This is a genomic window from Streptomyces luteolus (genome assembly GCF_029968015.1).
Taxonomy (GTDB): Bacteria; Actinomycetota; Actinomycetes; order Streptomycetales; family Streptomycetaceae; genus Streptomyces; species Streptomyces luteolus.
In genome coordinates, this window is the sequence record NZ_JASCIS010000002.1 from 196546 (window position 1) to 216994 (window position 20449).

Consider the following 20449-nt stretch of genomic DNA (forward strand, 5'->3'; position numbering starts at 1 on the left):
TGGGGCAGGAGAAACGGGGGGTGCACAGGAGACCCCCGAGACCCCGGTGAGGTTGTACGAACGCACTGGTCGTCCGGTGCGTGGTACGGGTGGTTGCCTGTCGGAGGCGCGATCCCGACGGGCGGTCATCCCCTGACTCGTCTCGGCGGCCGGTCCGAGTGTCAGGACCTCACGGCCCGCCCCCTGCAAGTGCTGTGAGTGCGCCCACCGGGTCGTGGTCCGGGGTGCCTCTGGGCCACCAGTCGTCGTGGCCCGGTTCGCTTTCGTACGCGTACCACAATCCGTCGCGGCCCAGGCGGAGTTGGAGGGTGCCCTCCGGGTGGGTGAGGTGGTTGCGGCGAGGGGTGAACAGGGGGAACTCGGCGGCGCGCAGGGCGGGTCTCGCCTGGTCGAAGCGGCCCGCGGGCGGGTCCCAGGGCTCTTCGAGGACGGCGAGGCCGTCGCGGCCGCCCTGGCGCCAGGCCGCCACGGCGCGTGCCAGGTCCGTGGCCGTACGTCCGGCGGCCGCGGCCAGCGACTCGTACTGCGCGCGGCTCGCCACCGTCAGGCCCGAACCCGGGCGGGCGGCCGCGATTCTGACCGCGTCCTGCCACAGCGTCAGTTCGGCGACCGGGTCCCGGCCGGTGGCCAGCAGGGCGTGCGCGCGGGCGGCCGCGTCGGTGGCCAGCTGGTCCAAGGCGAACGGATCGGGGCCACCCGGCGCCGCCGGGTACGCGGGCGGCTGCTCAGGGTGCGGGAGCGGCGGCTGCGGGCGCGGCAACGGGGGAAGGGCGCGGGGCGCGAGTGCGTCTCGGGCGCGAACTCCCGGCATGCGTACGGCCGTTGACGGCGGACCGGAACGCGCGGCCAGCGTCGCGTTGCGGCGGGACAGCTCCGCGAGCAGTCCGCGCTCACCTCGGCCGCGCAGCAGGAGCAGCACGAACGGGTCCTCGTCGAGCAGCCGCGCCGTCCGGTAGCAGAGCGCCGCCGCGTGTTTGCAGGGGTGGCCGTAGTCCGGGCACGAGCACTCGGGGTGCAGCTCGCCCGGCGCGGGCAGCAGCGGCACGCCGCAGTCGGCCAGGGAGCGCGGCATCTCCCGGTCCAGCAGCGCCGCGATGTGCCCGGGCTGCGCCGCGGCCGCGTCCAGGAAGCGGTCCCACTCCTCGTCGGTGAACGTGGGGAGAGTGATCTTCGCGCGGTACGGGCGGGGGCGGCTGCCGTGCACGTACGCGAGGAGCAGGCCGGGCGTGACCGTCACGGCGTCCACGCGGCCGTGCCCCGCGTAGTCCCGGCCACGGGCGAGGCGTGCCGGGTCGAGCGCGGACTCCTCCAGCGCCTCGATCCAGGCCGAGCTCCACCAACTCCCCTCCCCCGTCGGGGCGTCGGGGCCTTCCGCGGGGAACGTGCGCCGGAGCTCTTCCGTGGGCTCTGGGCGGGACGAGCGGGTTCGCGTCTCGCTTGCGGCCGGGGCTGCCGGGGTGTCCTCGCTCAGCCGCCTGCGGCGCGCCCGCCGCCCGGTGCGTACGGGCTGCGCCCCGTCCCGTTCCGCCCGCCTTCGCTCGGCACCCGCCCGCGCCAGGGCGGACCGCGCGGCGGCACTCGGGGACTCCTGGTCGGACTCGACGGGGGCCTCGGCGGCCACCGGCTCACCCTCGCCGACTTCGCCGCCTTCGCCAACCTCACCCAAATCGCCCGCATCGCGCACCCCGCTCGACGGGCGCATCGAGCGGCGGCCGAGGCGCGCCATCCGCTTCAACTCCGCGACGGTTTCGGCCGATTGGGCTTCGGCGGGGGCGGTGGACTCGGCGGTGGACTGTGCGGTTGCTGCTTTGGTTTCGGTTGCTGCTTTGGTTTCGGTTGCTGCTTTGGTTTCGGCTGCTGTTTCGGCTGCTGTTTCGGTTTCCGGTACTGCTTCGGTTTCGGCTGCTGTTTCGGTTTCGGTTGCTGCCTCGGTTGCCGTTTCCGTCGCCGCTGCGGTTGCTGTCTCGGTTTCGGTTGAGGTGACGGACGGGGTACGAGCCGCACGCAGCGCCTCCCTGGCCACGTCCCCGGGACGGGGAGCGGAGGGTTCGGCGGGCCGGGCGGACACGGGGTCGGCATCCGGAACGGGGGCGGTCGCGGTGCCGGAGGGCGTGTCGGATGGGGTGCCGGAGGCGGTGTCGGAGGGGGTGCCGGAGGCAGTGTCGGAGGCAGTGGCCTCGGCGCCTTCCTCGTACGCCCCTTCCGCCGCCTCCACCACCGCGCTCGCCTCGGTCGCCGCCCTCGCCTCGCGCGCCTCGCGCGCCTCGCGCAACGCACGGCGGGCCGCCTGGGCCGGAGTCTCGGGGGTGTGGTCGCCCCTCGGCGACGTACTCGACGTACTCATGCGGGCCTCCGCAGGGAGATCAGGTCCGCCAGTTCGCGATCCGTCAGTTCCGTCAGGGCCGACTCCCCCGAGCCGAGCACCGCATCGGCGAGGGCGCGCTTGGAGGCGAGCATCTCGGCGATGCGGTCCTCCACCGTGCCTTCCGTGATCAGCCGGTGGACCTGCACCGGCTGGGTCTGCCCGATGCGGTACGCACGGTCCGTGGCCTGTTCCTCCACCGCCGGGTTCCACCAGCGGTCAAAGTGCACCACGTGACCCGCGCGGGTCAGGTTGAGGCCCGTGCCCGCCGCCTTGAGGGAGAGGACGAGGACCGGCGTCCCACCGGACTGGAAGCGGTCGACCATGCGCTCGCGCTCGGCCACCGGTGTGCCGCCGTGCAGCAGCTCGGCCGGGACCGCGCGGGCCTCCAGATGCCCGGCGATCAGCTTGGCCATCCCGACGTACTGCGTGAAGATCAGCGTCGAGCCGTCCTCCGTGAGGATGGTGTCCAACAGCTCGTCGAGCAGGTCGAGTTTGCCGGAGCGGCCGTCCAGGCGGACCGCTCCCGCGCGGCCGACGGCTCCCGAAGCTCCGGCGGACTCCTTCAGGTACTGCGCCGGGTGGTTGCAGATCTGCTTGAGCGCGCCGAGGAGCTTCAGGACGAGGCCGCGCCGCGCGATGCCCTGGGCGGCCTCGATCGCCGCCATCGACTCGCGGACCACCGCTTCGTACAGCGAGGCCTGTTCGCGGGAGAGCGGCACCGGATGGTCGGTCTCCGTCTTCGGCGGGAGCTCGGGCACGATGCCCGGGTCGGACTTCTTGCGGCGCAGCAGGAACGGGCGGATCAGACGGGCCAGGCGCTCCACGGCGGCGGTGTCCTCGCCTGCGGCGCCACCACCTTCCACCGCGCGCGCGTGCCGGGAGCGGAACGCCTTGAGGGGGCCGAGCAGCCCGGGCGTCGTCCAGTCCAGGAGGGCCCACAGCTCGGAGAGGTTGTTCTCGACCGGGGTGCCGGTGAGGGCGATGCGGGCCGGGGCGGGAATCGTGCGCAGCGCCTTGGCCGTGGCGGAGTGCGGGTTCTTGACGTGCTGCGCCTCGTCGGCGACGACCATGCCCCAGGTCTGCTCGGAAAGGCGCGCGGCGGCGGTGCGCATCGTGGCGTACGTGGTGAGGACGAAGCCGCCGTCCAGATCGTCGAGGGAGCGGCTCGCGCCGTGGTACCTCCGGACCGGGACGCCGGGCGCGAAGCGGGCGATCTCCCGCTGCCAGTTGCCGAGGAGGGAGGCGGGGCAGACGACCAGGGTGGGTTCGCGGCGGGCCCGGCGCAGGTGCAGGGCGATGAGCGTGACCGTCTTGCCGAGGCCCATGTCGTCCGCGAGGCAGCCGCCGAGGCCGAGCGACGTCATGAGGTCGAGCCAGGCCAGGCCGCGCAGTTGGTAGTCCCGCAGCTCGGCGTCCAGGCCGGGCGGCGGCTGTGCCGGGGCGAGGCCCGTGGTGAGGCGGTCCCGCAGCTCGGCGAGGGCACCGACCGGGACGGCCTCGACCTCCTCACCGTCGACCTCGGCCGTGCCGGTGAGGGCGACCGACAGGGCGTCGACCGGGTCGAGCAGCCCCAGTTCCCGCTTGCGGGCCTTGCGGACCAGCGCCGGGTCGACGAGCACCCACTGGTCGCGCAGGCGCACGACGGGGCGGTGCGACTCGGCGAGCTGGTCCATCTCGGCCTCGGTGAGCGGATCGCCGCCGAGCGCCAACTGCCAGCGGAACTCCAGGAGTTGATCGGCCTCGAAGAAGCCGGTGCCGTCCGTCGCGGAGCCGGGCGCGGAGCGCACCACGGCGGCGGCCGACAGGTCCTGGGCGAGATCGCGCGGCCAGTGCACGGCGACCCCGGCGGCGCCGAGGCGGGCGGCGGCGCTGCCGAGCAGGTCGTACAACTCCGTCTCGGAGAGCGGGAGTACGTCCGGGGACGACCGTTCGACGAGGCGCTCCAAGGGTGGCCAGACGCGGGCGGCGCGGCGCAGGGCGAGGGCGGCGTCCACGCGCGCGCGGGGCCCGAAGACCTCCTCGCCCTCGCCCTCCCACAGGGCGACCGCGTCGATGACGAGCGTGGGGTCGGCGAGGCTGTGCACCTGGACCACGGCCGCGCCCGCCGTGCGGTCCTCGTCGCTGCGGTCGAACAGGTCACTGCCCGACAGGTCGAGGCGGAGGGAGATCCGCACGCCCGCGTCCATGCCCGCCGCGGCCTCGGCGGCCCACTCGCGGGCCTGCGGCAGGCGCTGCGGGGCGCGCGCGGCGAACGGCGCGCCCACCGAGTGCGGCGCGGCCGGGGTGCGCGGCAGGGAGTCCGCTACCGCGTCGAGGAACGCGCGCATCAGGGCCTCGGGCTGCGGCAGTTGCAGCGGAACGGCGTCCTCCAGGGGGACGGCATGGCCTTCGTACGGCAGGGCGGCGGCGATCGCCCGCAGCTGCTCGACGTCGCCGCCCTCCAGCGGGCCCGCGCGCCAGGCGTCCTGGTCGTCCGCGGTGAGGCCGGGGAGAAGCCGGCCGCGGGCCACGAGGCGCAGGGCGAGGCGGGCGGCGGCGCCCCAGCAGGCCGTGGCGGGGTGGGCGGACGGGTGCGGGCGCGCCGACGGGTGCGCGGCCAGGAGCAGCGGCAGCGCCGCGTCGACCGGCAGCGTCAGGGCGGGCGCGGTGGCCCTGCGGACGACGGCGCCGCGGCTGCGTACGACCGTGAGCTCCGCGGGTGTGCCGGGGGCGTCGGGGAGTGGTCCGCCGACGGGGTTCCACAGCGCGACGCGGCCCTCGCGCGGCGGGGTGGCGGGCAGGAAGACGGCGGCGAGGCGCAGGCGCGGGTCCGTCCCCGCGGCCTGCGGGTCCGCCCCCGCGGCCTGCGGGTCCGCCCCCGCCTCGCGCCGGTCGAGCACTTCGGTCATGGCGCGGCTCACCCCCTCCGGAGATCGGTCGTCGATCGGACGTCTACGACTCTACGGAGGGGCACTGACAACCGACCGGGCACGCCGTCACAGGCGGCCCCGGGCGCGGAGCGTCAGGGGTTGGCCGTGGCGACGACGTAGACCATCGGGTGGTGCGGGTTGCTGCGGTCCACGTAGACGTCGTGGCTGGGGCGCGGGTCCGGCTGCTTGTGCTGCAGGCCGTAGAACGGGCCGGACTTCGTGAACGTCCAGCCGACGACCTGCCGGTCGCGCTTGCTGAGCGTCATGTCGCCCTCGTTCAGGTCGGCGACGTCCTTGTCCATGCTCTTGAGGAACTTGTCGAGGCCCTTGTTGCTGGTGAGGAACTGGACGTAGAGCCTGCTCGTGCGCCAGTTGTTGGTCTCGTAGTACGCGACGCGGCGGGAGTACGGCGGGATCGGCACCTCGTAGATGCGGCGCTGCACCCGCGAGGGCCACTCCGATGTGAGGCCGGTCGCGGCGTACTTCTCCTCCTTGTCGCGGCCGCTGTCCCGGCTCTGTCCCGCGGAGATCGCCAGGTAGCCGGCGGGGATGCCGATCAGGAGCACGATGATGATCGCCGTGAGCCAGCGGCGGCGGATCATGTGCTTGTGGTCCTCGGGCGGCTTCGAACCCTCCGGCGAGGTGGACTGGCCGGGCACGGACGGGGTCATCTACTTGTTTCCCTGGGTGTGGCGAGTGGTGGTGCGGATCGCCTGCGCGTACCGCTCGTACCGCTCGTAGCGTTCGAGCCTGCGGCGGTTGGCGCGGCGGAAGCGGCGGGCGACGAGGCGCGCCAGGTCGGCGGCGCCCACCATGCCCGCCTCCGGGCCCAGCTGGGCCTTGGCGATACGGGCCTCCGGGCGGTAGCCGCGGCCGGTGAGGTGGCGGCGGAAGGCGTCGCGGGCGGGTCCGATCAGGAGGTCGTCGGCGGCGCTGACACCGCCGCCGATGACGAAGCAGGACGGGTCGAGGGCGGCGGCGAGGTTGGCGATGCCGACGCCGAGCCACTGCCCGATGTCCTGCAGCAGCTCGACGCACATCGCGTCGCCCTCGCGCGCCAGCTCGGTGATGAGCGGGCCGGAGATGTCGGGAATCTGGCCCTTGACGCGCTCGATGATGTTGTACGCGACCGGGGAGTCGGCGGCGGCGAGCTCGCGGGCCTCGCGGACCAGGGCGTTGCCGGAGCTGTACTGCTCCCAGCAGCCGCGGTTGCCGCACGGGCAGCGGTGCCCGCCCGGCACGACCTGCATATGGCCGAACTCGCCCGCGACGCCGAACTTGCCGCGCTTGACCTGGCCGTCCTCCAGGATGGCGCCGCCGATGCCGGTGCCGAGCGTGATCATGACGAGGTGGTCCTCGCCGGCTCCCGCGCCGAAGCGCCACTCCGCCCAGGCGGCCGTGTTGGCGTCGTTGTCGACCATCACCGGGACGGCGAGGCGGGACTGCAGGGAGTCGCGCAGGGGTTCGTTGCGCCAGGACAGGTGCGGGGCGAACAGGACGCGGTTGCGGTCCGCGTCGACCCAGCCGGCCGCGCCGATGCCGACCGCGTGGACGTCGTGCCGGTCGGAGAGGTCGAGCACCAGCTCGCAGATGGTGTCCTCGACGACCTTGGGGCTCTTGGACTTGTCCGGCGTCTCGGTGCGGACCTTCTCCAGGATCTGGCCGTCCGCGTCGACCACGCCCGCCATCACCTTCGTACCGCCGATGTCGATGCCGACGGTCGGCACGCGCGGGGCGGAGAGGTGGGAGCGGCGCTCGCGGGTGCCTACGGTCCGCAGGACGGTGGCGCGCGCGGAGCCGCGGTGGGCGAAGTCGCGGTAGGTGCTCATCGGGGCGATTCTACGGGGGCCGTGTGTCAGGGCCCGGTGAGGTGGGACCGGGCCCGGGCCGTCTCCTTCGGATCCTGCCGGAGGGCGCGGGCCTGATCCGAGGGAAACGGCATGGACGGATCACTTCCGCTCAGCTCGCTCCATTTCATGGCTGAGCTCTTCCAGTTCCGAGCCGCCCGCCATCTGGCGCGTCAGCTCGTCCAGTTCGATCTCCTCGCGGAGGTGGCTGCCGGCCATCGTGCCGCGCTTGAGGAGGACGAAGCGGTCGCCGACCAGGTAGGCGTGGTGCGGGTTGTGGGTGATGAGCACCACGCCGAGGCCTGCGTCACGTGCGGCCGCCACATACTTGAGGACCACGCCGGACTGCTTCACGCCGAGGGCCGCTGTCGGCTCGTCCAGGACGAGGACCTTCGCGCCGAAATACACCGCACGCGCGATGGCCACGCACTGCCGCTCGCCGCCGGAGAGGGTGCCGATGGGCTGGTCGACGTCGCGCAGGTCGATGCCCATGCGGAGGAGTTCCTCGCGCGTGGTGCGGCGCATCCGGTCGACGTCCAGGCGCTTGAAGGGGCCCGCACCCTTCGTCGGCTCGGAGCCGAGGAAGAAGTTCCGCCAGACCGGCATCAGCGGGACGACGGCGAGGTCCTGGTAGACGGTGGCGATGCCGCGGTCCAGGGCGTCGCGCGGGTTGCTGAGGCTGGTCTCCTCGCCCTCGATGCGGAAGGTGCCCGCGTCGTGCCGGTGCAGGCCCGCGATGATCTTGATGAGGGTCGACTTGCCGGCGCCGTTGTCCCCCAGGACGCAGGACACCTCCCCCGCGTGCACCGTGAGGGAGACGCCTTCGAGGGCGCGGATGTTGCCGTAGTACTTGCTGACCGAGTCCAGCTCGACCAGGGGTGCGGGCCCGACAAGCGGTGCAGAGGTGTCCGACGTGGTCATTTCGTGGCCTCCGCGCGCTTGCGGACCCAGTGGTTCAGGAGGGTCGCCAGGAGGAGCATCGCTCCGAGGAAGAACTTGTACCAGTCGGCGTTCCACTCCGCGTACACGATGCCCTTGCCGGTCATGCCGAAGATGAACGCGCCGAAGGCGGAACCGATCGCGGAGCCGTAGCCGCCGGTGATCAGGGAGCCGCCGATGACGGCCGCGACGATGTAGATCAGTTCGTTGCCGACGCCCTCGCCGGACTGCACCGCGTCGAAGGAGAAAAGCAGGTGCTGTCCTGACACCCAGGCGGCAAAACCGACACCCATATAGAGCCCGATTTTGGTCTTGATGACCGGGACACCCACCGCGCGTGCGGCGTCCATGTTGCCGCCGACCGCGAAGATCCAGTTGCCCGCGCGGGTGCGGAGCAGGATCCAGGTGGCGACGGCGACCAGGGCGATCCACCACAGGATGGTCACCTTGAAGGCGACACCGCCGAGGGTGATCTGGGAGGCGAAGAGCACCTTCGCGGACTCGAAGCCCTCCATGTCGGCGATCGTCTTGGTGGAGACGGTGCCGCTGATCAGCTTGGTGAAGCCCAGGTTCAGCCCGGTGAGCATCAGGAACGTGCCCAGCGTGATGATGAAGCTCGGCAGTTTCGTACGGGTCAGCATGAAGCCGTTGAAGACGCCGATGGCGAGCGTGGTGAGGAGCGAGACGCCCACGCCCACCCAGACGTTCGCCGTCATCTGGTAGCTGAACATCGACGAGATCAGCGCGGAGCTGGTCACCAGGACACCGGCCGACAGGTCGAACTCGCCGCCGATCATCAGCAGCGCCACCGGCACCGCCATGATCCCGATCGTCGACGAGGCGTAGAGGACCGTCGACAGGCTGGACGCCTGCAGGAAGCTGTCCGCGGCGAACGAGAAGAAGACGAAGACGGCGAGGGCGCCGACGACCGCGCCCAGCTCGGGCCGGCCGAGCAGCTTGCGCGGCAGCGAGGTCTTCAGGAGCCGTTCGTCCGCGGTCTTGTCGGGCTCGCCCGGCGCCTTCTTCGCCGGGGCCGTGGCGGTCATCGGGCCACCTGCCAGACTGCCGTCACAGACTCCGTCACGATCGCTTGCGTCGGATCACTCATCGGGTCCCCCGCTTCGCGAACTCCTCGAGCCGGCCGGCGTCCTTCTCGGTGACGATCTCCGGGCCGGTCAGCACGGGCCGGCCGCCGCCCAGGACGTCGGCGTTGAACTTGTACAGCCACAGCAGGTCGACCGCCTCGTACCCCTGGAGGTACGGCTGCTGGTCGACGGCGAAGCCGAGGGCGCGGGACTTGAGGCCCGCGGCGACCTTGGCGTTCAGGTCGAACGTGTCGATCTCCGCCTTGCTGCCGGCGTCCTCCTTGGCCTTCACGGCGGTGTCGGCGAAGGGCGCGCCGAGCGTGACCACCGTGTCGATGGCCGAGTCGGACTGCAGTTTGGCGCTGATGCCGGACTGGACGTCGGGCATGTTGGTGCCGTCGACGTACAGGTTCTGCATCGTGCCGTCGAAGGTCTTCTTCGCGCCCGCGCAGCGCTGCTCGTGGCCGACGTTGCCCTGCTCGTGCAGGACGCACAGGGCCTTCTTCCGCCCGCGCTTGTTGAGCTCCTCGCCGACGGCCTCACCGGCGATCTCCTCGTCCTGGCCGATGTGGGCGAGGGCGCCGAACTCCTTGGACTCGGCGGAGCCGGAGTTGACGGTGATCACCGGGATACCGGCCTTGCGGGCGCGGGCGAGGGCCGCCTTCATCGCGTCGGGCTTGGCGAGCGTGACGATCAGGCCGTCGACCTTCTTGTCGATGTAGGAGTCGACCAGCTGGGCCTGCTCCTTGCCCTCGTCGTGGTTGGCGTACAGGAAGTTGATGTTGTCCTTGACGGCGGCCTGCTCGGCGCCCTTGCGGACGATGTCCCAGAAGGTGTCGCCGTCGCCCGAGTGGGTGACCATACCGATCGTCCAGCGCGGGGTGTCGACCGCGGCCCTGCCCTGTGCCTGGGCCTTGCGGGCGTCCTCGGCGCGCTTGCCGCCGGTGCTGCTGCACCCGGTGAGCGCGATGCCGAGCACCGCCGCGAGCGCGATGCCTGCCCAGGTCCGAACTCTTGCCACGAAGTCGTGCCCTTCTCGCTGTACTGCCGGGTGGTGCCGTGGGGCGGACCGCCGGCCCGCCCCGAACGCCCCAGTATCGGTCACGCCGATCAGGGGTGCGGGCAGCGGGGTCACCGGGTGCCGTCCGTCCTCCGTCACCGAGCGGCCTTCGTCCTCCGTCACCGGGTGCCCTTCGTCCTCCGTCACCGGGTGCCGTTCGCGGTGAGCTTCTCCAGCTTCGGCACGTCCTTCTCCGTGACGATCGCGGGACCGGTGAGGACGGGCTTGCCGCCGCCGGTGACGTTGCCGTTGACGTGGTGCAGCCAGAGGCCGTCGACGGCGAGATAGCCCTGGAGGTACGGCTGCTGGTCGACGGCGAAGCCGATCTCCTTCGCCTTGAGCTGCTTGACGACCTCGGCGTTGAGGTCGAACGTGTCGATCTCCGCCGTGCTGCCCGAGTCCTCCTTGGCCTGCGCGGCGGCCTCGGCGAAGGGGGCGCCGAGGGTGACGACGACGTCGAAGTCGGCGCCCGAGTCCAGCTTGGCCTGGATGGTGGACTGCGACTCGGGCATGTTGGTGCCGTTGACGTTGAGGTTCTCCACCGAGCCGTCGAAGGTCTTCTCGACGCCCGCGCAGCGCTCCTCCAGGGAGACGTTGCCCTGCTCGTGGATGACGCACAGCGCCTTCTTCCGGCCGCGCGCGTTCAGCTCGTCGCCGACCGCCTCGCCCGCGACGGCCTCGTCCTGCCCGATGTGCGTGAGGGCGCCGAACTCCTGCGAGAACCGGCCCCCGGAGTTGATGGTGATCACCGGGATACCGGCCTTCGCGGCCTTGGCGAGCACCGACTTCATCGCCTCGGGCTTGGCGAGCGTGACGATCAGGCCGTCGACCTTCTTGTCGATGTACGACTGGACGAGTTCGGCCTGCTCCTTCGCCTCCTTGTTGTTGGCGTAGAGGAACTCGACGTTGTCCTTGGCGGCGGCCCGCTTCGCGCCCTTCTGGACGATGTCCCAGAACGTGTCGCCCTCGCCGGAGTGCGTCACCATCCCGATCTTCAGGCGCGGCCCGGACGCCTTGCCGCCGGACTCCTCGTCGGCGCGGTCCTCGGCGCCCTTGCCGCCGGATCCGCTGCACCCGGCGACGAGGGCGAGCGCGGCCACGAGGGCCGCAACTCCGGTCGCCGTGCGGGCTGTTCGGGCTCTGCGCATGGGTGGACCACCCCTTCTCCGGGCCGCCCGGGTGCGGCTGGGGGTGTTCTAGCGGAGGCGCGCGGGGCCGTCAATGACTTTGTCAGTTTGTCAGAACATACGGACCGACCCTTGAGGACTACGGCACGCTCAGGCCCGTACGAGCAGTTGGAACTCGAAGGAGTAGCGCGAGGCTCGGTAGATGTGCGAGCCGAACTCGACCGCGCGGCCCGTGTCGTCGAAGGTCGTACGGGCCATGGTGAGCAGCGGCGCCCCGGGCGGCTCGGCAAGGAGCTGCCCCTCCGCCTCCGTGGCCGCGCGGGCGCCGACGGTCTGGCGGGCGCTGTGCAGGGAGATGCCGACGGCACGCATGAGGCGGTAGAGGCCGGTGCCTTCGAGCCGCGCGGACTCCGGCTTGAACAGGCCGGCGGGCAGGTGGTTCGTGAGGTACGCCATGGGCTCGTCGTGGGCGAGCCGGAGCCGTTCGACGCGGTGCACCTCGGCGCCTTCCGCGAGACCGAGTGCGGCGGCGACCTCGGCGGAGGCGGGCTCGACCGCGTTGCGCACGACGCGGGTGGCGGGGCGCTGACCGGCCGCTTCGAGGTCGTCGTAGAGGCTGCTCAGCTCCAGCGGACGTTTGACCTGGCTGTGCACGACCTGCGTCCCGACGCCCCTGCGGCGGACGAGCAGGCCCTTGTCGACCAGGGACTGGATGGCCTGCCGGACGGTGGGCCGGGACAGGCCGAGCCCCTTGGCGAGGTCGATCTCATTGCCGAGGAGGCTGCCCGGGGCGAGCCGGCCCTGCTCGATGGCCGCCTCGAGCTGCTGCGCCAGCTGGAAGTACAGCGGGACGGGACTGCTGCGGTCCACGCCGAGCTGAAGCGACTCGGCCTGATCGGCTGCGGGCTTGGGCACGGGGCGAGCGTAGCGGTGGCTCATGTTGACGGGAAGTCCTGAGGTCCGATTGTCCGGACAAACCCAGGGCTTCCGCCTCACCGGCGCTTCCGCCTCACCGGCGCTTTCGCCTCACCGGCGCTTTCGACCGGACGCGCACCGGTCACAACGGACGGAAGCGACCCGCCACCGCGCGAACGGCACTGCGCGGGCCGCCGCGTCGCCGCCTCATCCGCGCAGGAAGCCGTCCCCGTGGGTGGCGATGTGGGCTTCGAGGGCGCTCAGCGCGGTCTGGGTGGCTTCCGCGCTGCCGGTGCCGCGCCGCTCCGCGTAGTAGGCGGCGCCGAGCTTCTTCAGCAGATCGTTCCCGGCACGCTGCTGCTGGACCTCGTCCGCCTTCTGCTTCCCGGCCTGGAGGGCGCCTTGCGCCTGCTCCTTCGCCCGGTCGAGGAATCCTGCCATGGGTGCGGCTCCTTGTGGGTCGTACGTGTGGGGTGTGGTGGGTCGAGGCGTTCAGACGCGGCCGAGGATGTGGTTGCCGGGGGCGGTGGAGTCGGTGGCGGTGAAGAACTCGTCGGCCGCTTCGAGCCACTCGTCCAGGTCGAGGCTGCCGTCGCCGTTGCGGTCCAGTACGCGGAAGATGTCCCGCGCCTGGCCGGTGGGAACGCCGATGGCGGTGTAGAGGGTGGTGAACTCGTCGATGTCGACCACGCCGTCGTCGTCGCGGTCGGCGAGTGCGAGATCGGCCTTGATGGACGGGTGGACCATCTCGCGTACCCGCGGGCTGTCGGCTGAGGCGGCCAGTCCTGCGACGAAGGCGTCCTTGGATACGCGGCCGTCGGCGTCGGGTGCCGCGAGCCGGGAGAGGCAGCGCCAGTAGTGGGTTCTGGAGTCGGCCACGGAGCGGCTCTTGGGCGAGGTCGGCGGCTCTTGCAGGTGTGCGATCAGCCGGTCGCCGAGGGCGGTGAGATCGGCCTCGGTGATGTATCCGTCGTGGTCGGTGTCGAGCAGGTTGAACCGGTGCTCGAATTTGCGGCGCAGCAGGTCCTCGCTCACGGCCTGTCCCTTTCGTGGAGACTTCAGTTGGAAGGGTGCTTACCTCCAGCCGGGGGCGTGTGAGAGGGGCCGTGCCGGGAGGCTCGTCCGTTCGGGTGGGCCGATTCACCGGAGAGACGGTCCGCCGTGCCGGATGCCGAGGCGGGGTTCGAGGACCAGGTGGAGTCCGGCGACGACGTGGGCGGGCGTCTGACGGACGGCCCTCTCGTACGGGGCATGGACAGCGGCGGGCCGGCCGCACGGCGAGCGGACGGCCGCCGTGGGGCCTAGCGTCGGACCGGGGGCAGAGGAGGTGCCCGTTCATGCATCGCATCGTTCCGCCCGCGCTGGCCGTCGCCTCCGTGGCGGCGGTGGTGGCCGCGGGCGCGCTGGCCGGCCCGGCGATCCGTGAGGCGGCGCTCACCGAAGTGACCTTCACGGCGGCCGAGCGGCGCGACACCCTCGCGTACTGGACGCCCGACCGGATGCGCGAGGTCGGGGCGAACGCACCGCTCGGGCACGACTCCGCTGCCGTACGGCCCTGGGGCGGGCCGGAGATGAGGACGGTGGGGCGGCTGTTCTTCACCGACGAGAAGGGGGTGGACTCGTACTGCACGGCCACCTCGGTGCGCGGCCGCAACCGGTCCACGGTGATGACGGCCGGGCACTGTGTGCAGTTGCCCGCGTCCCCCGGAAACCACCACACCAATATGGTGTTCGTGCCCGGCTATGGAGAGAAGAGCGGCGAGAAGAACGGCGACAGGAGCCGTGCGGAGAGCGGCGAGAAGAGCCGTGCGGAGAGTGGCGAAAACCGGCTCCCCTACGGGGTGTTCGTGATTCGGGCGGTGGTGATGCCGCGCAGCTGGGAGCAGGACGCCACGACCGATGTGGCCGCCGTGGTCGTGGATCCGCGCTCGGGCAAGGCGCTGGCGGACACGGTCGGCGGGCAGCAGCTCGCCGTCGGCCGCAAGCCGGGCGGGAAGGTGACCGTTTTCGGCTACCCGGACAGCCGGGAGGAGCGCGGCGAGCGCCTCATGCACTGCTCGGGCACCACGTCCGCGACGCCGGACGGCAAGCAGAGCGTGCCCTGTCCGATGGAGGGCGGGTCGAGCGGCGGGCCCTGGCTGGCGGGGTTCGACGCGAAGTCGGGGCGGGGCGCGCTGGTGTCGGTGAACAGCTTCGGGGACGCGGAGGAGGGCAGTTCGGTGATGGAGGGCGAGGTGCTCGGCCCGCTCGCGGGTCAGGTGCACGCGCGGGCCGAGCGGTTGTGAGCCGGGCAGTTGTGAGCCGGACGGTTGTGAGCCGGGCAGTTGTGAGCCGAGGGAGGCCGGGGCTCACGGGCTGACGGGCTCACGCCTTGCGCGCGACCCCCGCGTACATCGGCACCGGCGAGCCGTCCCTGACCTCGTCATCGGCGAGCTCGGGGCGCCACTCCGGGACCCAGACGACGCCCGGGTCGACCAGGTCGAGGCCGTCGAAGAGGCTCGTGAACTCCTCGCGGGAGCGGGGCACCAGGGTCACGCCGCCCGCCTTGTACATGGCGATGGCCTGCTCCGTCCGCTCCGGGTCGTAGTCGGAGGCCACGTTGGTGAGCGTCAGATGGCTGCCCGGCGCCGCGGCCGCCATGAGGAGGCGGACCGTCTCGCGGGCGCCGTCCTCGTCCGGGACGAAGTGCAGGACCGCGTTCAGGGAGACCGCTACGGGGCGGTCGAAGTCCAGGGTCCTGGCGGCCAGTTCGAGTATCCGCCGCGGCTCGCGGACGTCCACCTGGAGGTAGTCCGTCGCACCCTCCGGGGTGCCGCGCAGCAGGGCCGCGGCGTGGGCGAGGACGATCGGGTCGTTGTCGCCGTAGACGACGCGGGCGTCGGGGGCGATCGCCTGGGCGACCCGGTGCAGGTTGGGCTCCGTGGGGATGCCCGCGCCGATGTCCAGGAACTGGCGGATGCCTGCGGCGCCCGCCAGGTGCCGTGTCGCCCGGTGCATGAACCAGCGGTTGTGCCGCGCCGCGTACTTGGCGGCCGGTTCCAGAGTGGCGATCCGGCGGCCGAGCTCCTCGTCCACCGGGTAGTTGTCCTTGCCACCGAGATACCAGTCGTACACGCGGGCCGGGTGTGCCTTGCTGGTGTCGATCAGCGGGCTCCGGTCCCTCCCTGCTGCTTCCGTCATGCGTCAACTCCCTTGGCTGCGCGCGGATTTCGAGTGTACGGACGGAGGGACCACGCCGCCCGGAGTTGGAATGTCCTGACAAATGCTGGACGCGGTACGGGCAGCGGTGCCAGGTTGGGGGCATGCGCATCGGACTCATCGGAACAGGTCGTATCGGTTCGTTCCACGCGGCGACACTCGCCCGGCACCCCGCGGTGGACGCTCTCCTCGTCGCCGACGCGGACCCCGCACGGGCCGCGGAGCTGGCGAGCCGCACGGGCGCGGATGCCGCGGCCGACGTGGACGCGGTGTTCGCGGCCGGGGTGGACGCGGTCGTGATCACCGCGGCGACCGCGGCGCACGCCGCCCTGATCGGCCGGGCGGCACGCGCCGGGCTCCCCACCTTCTGCGAGAAGCCGATCGCCCTCGACCTGCCGGGCACCCTGGCCGCCCTTGCGGAGGTCGAGCGGGCGGGCTCGGTGCTCCAGCTCGGCTTCCAGCGGCGCTTCGACGCGGGGTACGCGGCGGCGCGGGAGGCGGTACGGGAGGGGCGGCTCGGCCGGCTGCACACGGTGCGGGCGATCACCTCGGACCCGGCACCGCCGCCCGCCGCGTATCTGCCGCTGTCCGGCGGGCTCTACCGGGACTGCCTGGTCCACGACTTCGACGCGCTGCGCTGGGTGACGGGGCGCGAGGTGCGCGAGGTGTACGCGGTCGGCTCGGACGCGGGCCCGGCGATGTTCCGCGAGGCCGACGACATCGACACGGCCGCGGCGGTCCTCACCCTGGACGACGGCACGCTGGCCACGGCTACGGCGACGCGGTGCAACGGCGCGGGGTACGACGTACGCATGGAACTCGCCGGTGAGCGGGACCAGTTGGCGGTCGGCTGGGACGAGCGCACGCCGCTGACGTCCGCCGAGCCGACGGGGCCCGCGGCGCCCGCGAAGCCGTGGCCGGGGTTCCTGGAGCGGTTCGCCCCGGCGTACGAGGCGGAGATCTCCGCGTTCGTGGAGGTGGCGCGGGGGGAGCGGGAGACGCCGTGCGACGGGCGTGAGGCGTTGGCCGCTCTGCGGGTCGCGGAGGCTTGTGAGGTGTCTCGGCGGGAGGGGCGGGTGGTGAGTCTGGCGGGGTAGTCGGCCCGCACCGTCGACTGGGACGCTGCGGGGTAGTCGGCCCGCACCGTCGACTGGGACCCCGTCGATCGCGCTGCGCGCTCGTCCTCAAGTGCCGGAGGGGCTGATGCGTCAGTCGAGGAGCCGGATCGTAGGCGTACGAGTGCTCGTCGCGACCGGGCGGGCGCAGTGGGCGCAAGGCTCGCTGACCGGGCGTTCCATGTTCGTCTGGATGCCGAAGGAGCCCGAGGCTCCGCCCTCCTGGGGGCAGTCGTAGCCGAGGTGCAGGCGGACCCAGGGGTGCAGGGTCGGGGCGGCCGCGCGGTGGCCGGAGGCGGAGTCGGTGAACGGGGCCCACCAGAAGCTGACGACGGTCCTGAGCGCCAGCTGGTCGGCGCCCGAGGTGACGTCGAAGGCGGCGATGCGGGCGGCGGTGTAGTGGCCGACGGGGCCGCCGCGGCTGCCGCCGCACACCGCGCGCTCGGCGCCGACTTCCAACACCGTGGTGCGGGCGGTCCGTTCGCAGATGAAGCAGTCGAGGGACAGCTCCACCTTGGACTGCCAGCGGAGGTAGTGGAAGCCCTCACCGCCGCCCGTACGGCCGGTGACGTCGGTGCAGATCTCGATGCTGCGCTGCACGGCCCTCAGCCTCCCGCCGCCAGGACGGTGCCCTGGGCGACGGCGCACAGCTTCTCCTCGCCCGCGTCGTCGACGGTGACCAGATCGCAGCGGACCACGGCCTGGCGGCGGCCGCTGTGCACGACCTCGGCGCGCGCGACGAGGGTGCGCCCGCGTGCGGGCCGTACGTACTGGATGGAGAAGCCGCCGGTCAGGACGGCCGGGCCGAGCGTGGTGCCCGCGGCGAAGGTGAGGGCGTTGTCCGCCGCGTACGAGACGACGCCGCCGTGCAGATGCCCGTTCTGCTGCCGCAGCTCCTCGCGGACGTCGATCTCCAGGGTGGCGCCCCCGTCGCCGAAGGCGGTGATCCTGGCCTGGAGGAGGCGGCTGAACGGCTGCGCGTCCAGAGCCTGTTCGGCGGCGGCCAGGTCGAGGGCGGGCGGCTGCGTCATCGTACGGATCTCCTCTGCACTCCTCGCTGCTGAGCGTGTCCACCATCGCCTGCCCTCCCCTGAGCGAACCTACCCGGGCGGGAACATGTGCGCGAGGTATGGACGGACCGTTCTCTCATCACTCAACTCACGACTTGAATTCAGCCGGGGGCTCCGACGGGCTGATCCGCCGGGGCGGTCCGCGCGGCCGGGGTGCGGCGCGCGGCGCGGCCCGGCAGGATCGGCGCATGGCGAACCAACCGAGGATCGAAGAACGCCCCGAACAGCACTTCGTCGGGGTCAGGGGCCGGGTCAGCTGGGACACGTTCGGCCTGCTCGCGGACCGGCTGCCGGAGATCGTGGGCTGGCTCGGCGAACGCGGCATCCCCATCGCCGACGGCCCGTTCTTCAAGTACGAGCTGCTCGATCCGGACGACCGTACGCGGGAGTTCGAGGTGGTGGCCGGGGTGCCGGTCGGCGAGCGGGTCCGGGTCCCGGACGGCGAGCTGTACGTGGGCACGCTGCCCGCCGGGCGGTATGTGACGGTACGTCATATCGGCCACCCCGACGAACTGTTCGCGGTGACGGCGACGGTCCTGAAGTGGGGCACGGCGAAGGGGCTCGCCTGGGACATGGAGCGCACGGAGGCGGGCGAGGTGTGGGCCTGCCGCCTGGAGAGCTACAAGACGGATCCCCGGCTGGAGCCGGACCTGAACAAGTGGGAGACGGAACTGGCGTTCCGACTGCGGGACTGACACCCCGGTGCCGCGCCGTCGTGGCTGGCCGCGCCCCGCGGCGGAGTCGCAAATGTCACAGCCCCGCGCCCCTGTCGGGGCACGAATGCCGAGCGCTGATCCAGCCTGTTTCCGGAGCTGGAAGGGAACAGGCAGCGCGCGGTCTAGCGCTCGTCCTCCGTCCCCTCCAACAACCCCGCGTCATGCGCCAACAACGCGATCTGCACACGGTTGTTGAGGTCCAGCTTCGTCAGGATGCGGCTCACGTGGGCCTTGACCGTGGCGACGCTCATGTAGAGGCGGGTCGCGATCTCCGCGTTGGAGTGGCCGCGGCCGACCGCGACGGCGACCTCGCGTTCCCGGTCCGCGAGAGTCGCGAGGCGGGCCTCGGCGCGGCTTCTGCGGTCGGTGTACGTGTCCGGGCCCGCCGCGCGCGTGATCAGCTGGCGGGTCACGGTCGGGGAGAGGACCGGGTCGCCCGCGGCGACGCGGCGTACCGCGGTGACGATCTCGGCGGGCGGGGTGTCCTTGAGGACGAAGCCCGCGGCGCCCGCGCGCAGGGCGCGCAGGACCTGCTCGTCGGCGTGGAAGGTGGTGAGGACGACGACCTGGGGAGCGTCCTCGCGGGCCCGCAGCCGCTCGGTGGCGGTGAGGCCGTCGACCCTCGGCATACGCAGGTCCATCAGGACGACATCGGGCTTCGACTCGGCGACGCGCTCGGGGACTTCGGCCCCGTCGGCGGCCTCCCCGACGATCTCGATGCCGTCGGCGCCGCCGAACATCAGGGACAGGCCCGCGCGTACGAGGGGGTCGTCGTCGACGAGCAGCAGCCGGATCGGGTTCGAGGTCATGAGGCCCACGGTAGCCAGGCGGCGATCCGGAACCCGCCGTCGCCCTCGGCGCCGTGCGTGAGGCGGCCCCCGGCGAGGGTCGCGCGCTCGGTCAGGCCGATCAGCCCCTGCCCCGAGCCGGGCACCTCGGGCACGTCGCCGGGCGGGGCCGGGTTGCGCACCTCGACGGTCAGGCCCTCGCCGGGTGCGCCCGCCACCTGGACGGTGACCTCGGCGCCGGGCGCGTGTTTGCGGGCGTTGGTCAGGCCCTCCTGGGCGATGCGGTACGCGTTGCGCCCGGCGGCGGCTGGGACGGCCTCCGGGTCGGCGACGCGGTTGTCGAGGGTGACTTTCATCCCGGCGGCGCGGGACTCCGCGACCAGGGCGTCGAGTGCGGCGAGGGTGGGCTGGGGGCGGCCGCCCTCGGCGCCCTCGTCACCGGGCTCGTCGGTGCGCAGGACGCCGATGATCTCGCGCAGGTCCTGCAGGGCCTCGTGGGCGCTGTCCCGGATCACCCCGGCGGCGCGGGCGACCTCCTTCTCGGGGGCGTCGGGCCGGAACTCCAGGGCGCCCGCGTGCACGCTCAGCAGGGTGAGCCGGTGGGCCAGTACGTCGTGCATCTCGCGGGCGATGGCCTCGCGGGCGAGCCGTTGGGCCTCCTTGGCGCGCAGCGCGGCCTCGGACTCGGCGCGCTGGGCGCGCTCGCGCAGGCTCAGGAGGAGCTGGCGCCGGGAGCGTACGAACATGCCCCAGCCGATGACGGTGACGGACATCAGCACCGCGAAGGAGACCGTCATCACGTACGGCAGGTCCGGCTCGGGCCGCAGCCAGTAGTAGAGCGGCACGACGGCCACGGAGAGGCCGCCGATCCAGGCGACGTACCGGAACGGCCGGTGCACGGCGAGGGTGAAGATCGACACGACGACCGCGCCGCCCGCGGTGTCGGAGACCATGCTGACCGGCAGCATCGCGATGGCCAGGCCGACCGGCCAGCGGCGGCGCAGCCAGACCGCGGCGCAGGCCAGTGCCCCGACGGCGTGGTCGACCTGGACGAGGCCCGGGGGCACGTTCGGGTTGTCGCCGACCGCCTCGGCGCCGACCAGGCCGATGAGCACGGCGGTGAGGAAGCAGGCGAAGTCGACGATCCAGTCGCGCACGGTGCGCCGGGCCCGGCCGTTCCTGATCCGGTCGGGGTCGAGTTCGGCGGCGACGGCGGCGGGCAGCAGGCTGGGCCACCGGTACTCGGGGCCTGGCGTGGGGTGGGCCGGGGGCGGCTGCTGCTCCATACCTCTCATGGTCGACAAATCTATGCATC

General features: G+C 72.4%; 19 protein-coding genes. 3 read left to right on the forward strand and 16 right to left on the reverse strand.

The window, feature by feature from the left end:
- Positions 1-169 precede the first annotated feature (169 nt).
- The 11 genes from QIT00_RS02620 to QIT00_RS02670 form a co-directional block, all read right to left on the reverse strand.
- The gene (locus tag QIT00_RS02620) at positions 170-2344 is read right to left on the reverse strand and encodes an SWIM zinc finger family protein (RefSeq protein ID WP_282533381.1); all 2175 of its coding nucleotides are present in this window, start codon (positions 2342-2344) and stop codon (positions 170-172) included.
- Complete coding sequence (locus tag QIT00_RS02625; RefSeq protein ID WP_282533382.1) at positions 2341-5253, reverse strand: DEAD/DEAH box helicase; 2913 nt, start codon at positions 5251-5253, stop codon at positions 2341-2343. Before QIT00_RS02625 ends, QIT00_RS02620 begins: the two co-directional genes overlap by 4 nt.
- Before the next feature lie 113 nt (positions 5254-5366).
- Positions 5367-5945 carry a sugar kinase gene (locus tag QIT00_RS02630; protein WP_282533383.1) on the reverse strand — a complete coding sequence of 193 codons (579 nt, stop codon included), beginning with the start codon at positions 5943-5945 and terminating at the stop codon, positions 5367-5369.
- Positions 5946-7103, reverse strand: coding sequence for an ROK family glucokinase (locus QIT00_RS02635; protein WP_282533384.1), 1158 nt, complete (start codon positions 7101-7103; stop codon positions 5946-5948).
- A 120-nt stretch (positions 7104-7223) separates the two neighbouring features.
- Positions 7224-8042 (reverse strand): ATP-binding cassette domain-containing protein, encoded by an 819-nt coding sequence (locus QIT00_RS02640; RefSeq protein ID WP_282533385.1) that lies wholly within the window; start codon positions 8040-8042, stop codon positions 7224-7226.
- The gene (locus QIT00_RS02645) at positions 8039-9106 is read right to left on the reverse strand and encodes an ABC transporter permease (protein WP_282533386.1); all 1068 of its coding nucleotides are present in this window, start codon (positions 9104-9106) and stop codon (positions 8039-8041) included. Before QIT00_RS02645 ends, QIT00_RS02640 begins: the two co-directional genes overlap by 4 nt.
- A 58-nt stretch (positions 9107-9164) precedes the next feature.
- Positions 9165-10166 (reverse strand): sugar ABC transporter substrate-binding protein, encoded by a 1002-nt coding sequence (locus QIT00_RS02650; protein WP_282533497.1) that lies wholly within the window; start codon positions 10164-10166, stop codon positions 9165-9167.
- Between the two features lie 182 nt (positions 10167-10348).
- Complete coding sequence (locus QIT00_RS02655; RefSeq protein WP_282533387.1) at positions 10349-11353, reverse strand: sugar ABC transporter substrate-binding protein; 1005 nt, start codon at positions 11351-11353, stop codon at positions 10349-10351.
- Between the two features lie 129 nt (positions 11354-11482).
- A complete protein-coding gene (locus tag QIT00_RS02660) occupies positions 11483-12247 on the reverse strand; it encodes a GntR family transcriptional regulator (RefSeq protein ID WP_408909706.1) in 765 nt (254 codons plus the stop codon).
- Between the two features lie 207 nt (positions 12248-12454).
- Complete coding sequence (locus QIT00_RS02665; RefSeq protein ID WP_282533389.1) at positions 12455-12688, reverse strand: hypothetical protein; 234 nt, start codon at positions 12686-12688, stop codon at positions 12455-12457.
- Between the two features lie 51 nt (positions 12689-12739).
- Positions 12740-13282 (reverse strand): EF-hand domain-containing protein, encoded by a 543-nt coding sequence (locus tag QIT00_RS02670; protein WP_282533390.1) that lies wholly within the window; start codon positions 13280-13282, stop codon positions 12740-12742.
- A 302-nt stretch (positions 13283-13584) separates the two neighbouring features.
- On the opposite strand from QIT00_RS02670, the gene QIT00_RS02675 reads away from it, so the two are divergent.
- On the forward strand, positions 13585-14532 hold the full coding sequence (locus QIT00_RS02675; RefSeq protein ID WP_282533391.1) for a trypsin-like serine peptidase: 948 nt from the start codon (positions 13585-13587) through the stop codon (positions 14530-14532).
- Between the two features lie 79 nt (positions 14533-14611).
- Here the strand turns inward: QIT00_RS02675 and QIT00_RS02680 are convergent, their stop codons facing one another.
- Positions 14612-15427 (reverse strand): SAM-dependent methyltransferase, encoded by an 816-nt coding sequence (locus tag QIT00_RS02680; protein WP_282533392.1) that lies wholly within the window; start codon positions 15425-15427, stop codon positions 14612-14614.
- A gap of 122 nt (positions 15428-15549) precedes the next feature.
- Between QIT00_RS02680 and QIT00_RS02685 the strand changes: the two genes are divergently transcribed.
- Positions 15550-16542 (forward strand): Gfo/Idh/MocA family protein, encoded by a 993-nt coding sequence (locus tag QIT00_RS02685; protein ID WP_282533393.1) that lies wholly within the window; start codon positions 15550-15552, stop codon positions 16540-16542.
- Between the two features lie 111 nt (positions 16543-16653).
- On the opposite strand, the gene QIT00_RS02690 is transcribed toward QIT00_RS02685, so the two are convergent.
- Positions 16654-17160: a hypothetical protein gene (locus tag QIT00_RS02690; protein WP_282533394.1), complete on the reverse strand. Its 507-nt coding sequence runs from the start codon at positions 17158-17160 to the stop codon at positions 16654-16656.
- Between the two features lie 5 nt (positions 17161-17165).
- The gene (locus QIT00_RS02695) at positions 17166-17591 is read right to left on the reverse strand and encodes a PaaI family thioesterase (protein WP_282533395.1); all 426 of its coding nucleotides are present in this window, start codon (positions 17589-17591) and stop codon (positions 17166-17168) included.
- A 227-nt stretch (positions 17592-17818) separates the two neighbouring features.
- On the opposite strand from QIT00_RS02695, the gene QIT00_RS02700 reads away from it, so the two are divergent.
- Positions 17819-18325: a GyrI-like domain-containing protein gene (locus QIT00_RS02700; protein WP_282533396.1), complete on the forward strand. Its 507-nt coding sequence runs from the start codon at positions 17819-17821 to the stop codon at positions 18323-18325.
- A 143-nt stretch (positions 18326-18468) separates the two neighbouring features.
- On the opposite strand, the gene QIT00_RS02705 is transcribed toward QIT00_RS02700, so the two are convergent.
- Together QIT00_RS02705 and QIT00_RS02710 are read right to left on the reverse strand one after the other, a co-directional pair.
- Positions 18469-19155 (reverse strand): response regulator, encoded by a 687-nt coding sequence (locus tag QIT00_RS02705; protein ID WP_282533397.1) that lies wholly within the window; start codon positions 19153-19155, stop codon positions 18469-18471.
- Positions 19152-20420 carry a sensor histidine kinase gene (locus tag QIT00_RS02710; protein ID WP_282533398.1) on the reverse strand — a complete coding sequence of 423 codons (1269 nt, stop codon included), beginning with the start codon at positions 20418-20420 and terminating at the stop codon, positions 19152-19154. Before QIT00_RS02710 ends, QIT00_RS02705 begins: the two co-directional genes overlap by 4 nt.
- Positions 20421-20449 lie beyond the last annotated feature (29 nt).

Excerpts from the sequence above, each read along its gene's own strand:
- QIT00_RS02620 (WP_282533381.1), bottom strand. The coding sequence starts at position 2,344 with ATGAGTACGTCGAGTACGTCGCCGAGGGGCGACCACACCCCCGAGACT.
- QIT00_RS02625 (WP_282533382.1), bottom strand. The coding sequence starts at position 5,253 with ATGACCGAAGTGCTCGACCGGCGCGAGGCGGGGGCGGACCCGCAGGCC.
- QIT00_RS02630 (WP_282533383.1), bottom strand. The coding sequence starts at position 5,945 with ATGACCCCGTCCGTGCCCGGCCAGTCCACCTCGCCGGAGGGTTCGAAG.
- QIT00_RS02635 (WP_282533384.1), bottom strand. The coding sequence starts at position 7,103 with ATGAGCACCTACCGCGACTTCGCCCACCGCGGCTCCGCGCGCGCCACC.
- QIT00_RS02640 (WP_282533385.1), bottom strand. The coding sequence starts at position 8,042 with ATGACCACGTCGGACACCTCTGCACCGCTTGTCGGGCCCGCACCCCTG.
- QIT00_RS02645 (WP_282533386.1), bottom strand. The coding sequence starts at position 9,106 with ATGACCGCCACGGCCCCGGCGAAGAAGGCGCCGGGCGAGCCCGACAAG.
- QIT00_RS02655 (WP_282533387.1), bottom strand. The coding sequence starts at position 11,353 with ATGCGCAGAGCCCGAACAGCCCGCACGGCGACCGGAGTTGCGGCCCTC.
- QIT00_RS02665 (WP_282533389.1), bottom strand. The coding sequence starts at position 12,688 with ATGGCAGGATTCCTCGACCGGGCGAAGGAGCAGGCGCAAGGCGCCCTC.
- QIT00_RS02675 (WP_282533391.1), top strand. The coding sequence starts at position 13,585 with ATGCATCGCATCGTTCCGCCCGCGCTGGCCGTCGCCTCCGTGGCGGCG.
- QIT00_RS02680 (WP_282533392.1), bottom strand. The coding sequence starts at position 15,427 with ATGACGGAAGCAGCAGGGAGGGACCGGAGCCCGCTGATCGACACCAGC.
- QIT00_RS02685 (WP_282533393.1), top strand. The coding sequence starts at position 15,550 with ATGCGCATCGGACTCATCGGAACAGGTCGTATCGGTTCGTTCCACGCG.
- QIT00_RS02695 (WP_282533395.1), bottom strand. The coding sequence starts at position 17,591 with ATGACGCAGCCGCCCGCCCTCGACCTGGCCGCCGCCGAACAGGCTCTG.
- QIT00_RS02700 (WP_282533396.1), top strand. The coding sequence starts at position 17,819 with ATGGCGAACCAACCGAGGATCGAAGAACGCCCCGAACAGCACTTCGTC.
- QIT00_RS02705 (WP_282533397.1), bottom strand. The coding sequence starts at position 19,155 with ATGACCTCGAACCCGATCCGGCTGCTGCTCGTCGACGACGACCCCCTC.
- QIT00_RS02710 (WP_282533398.1), bottom strand. The coding sequence starts at position 20,420 with ATGGAGCAGCAGCCGCCCCCGGCCCACCCCACGCCAGGCCCCGAGTAC.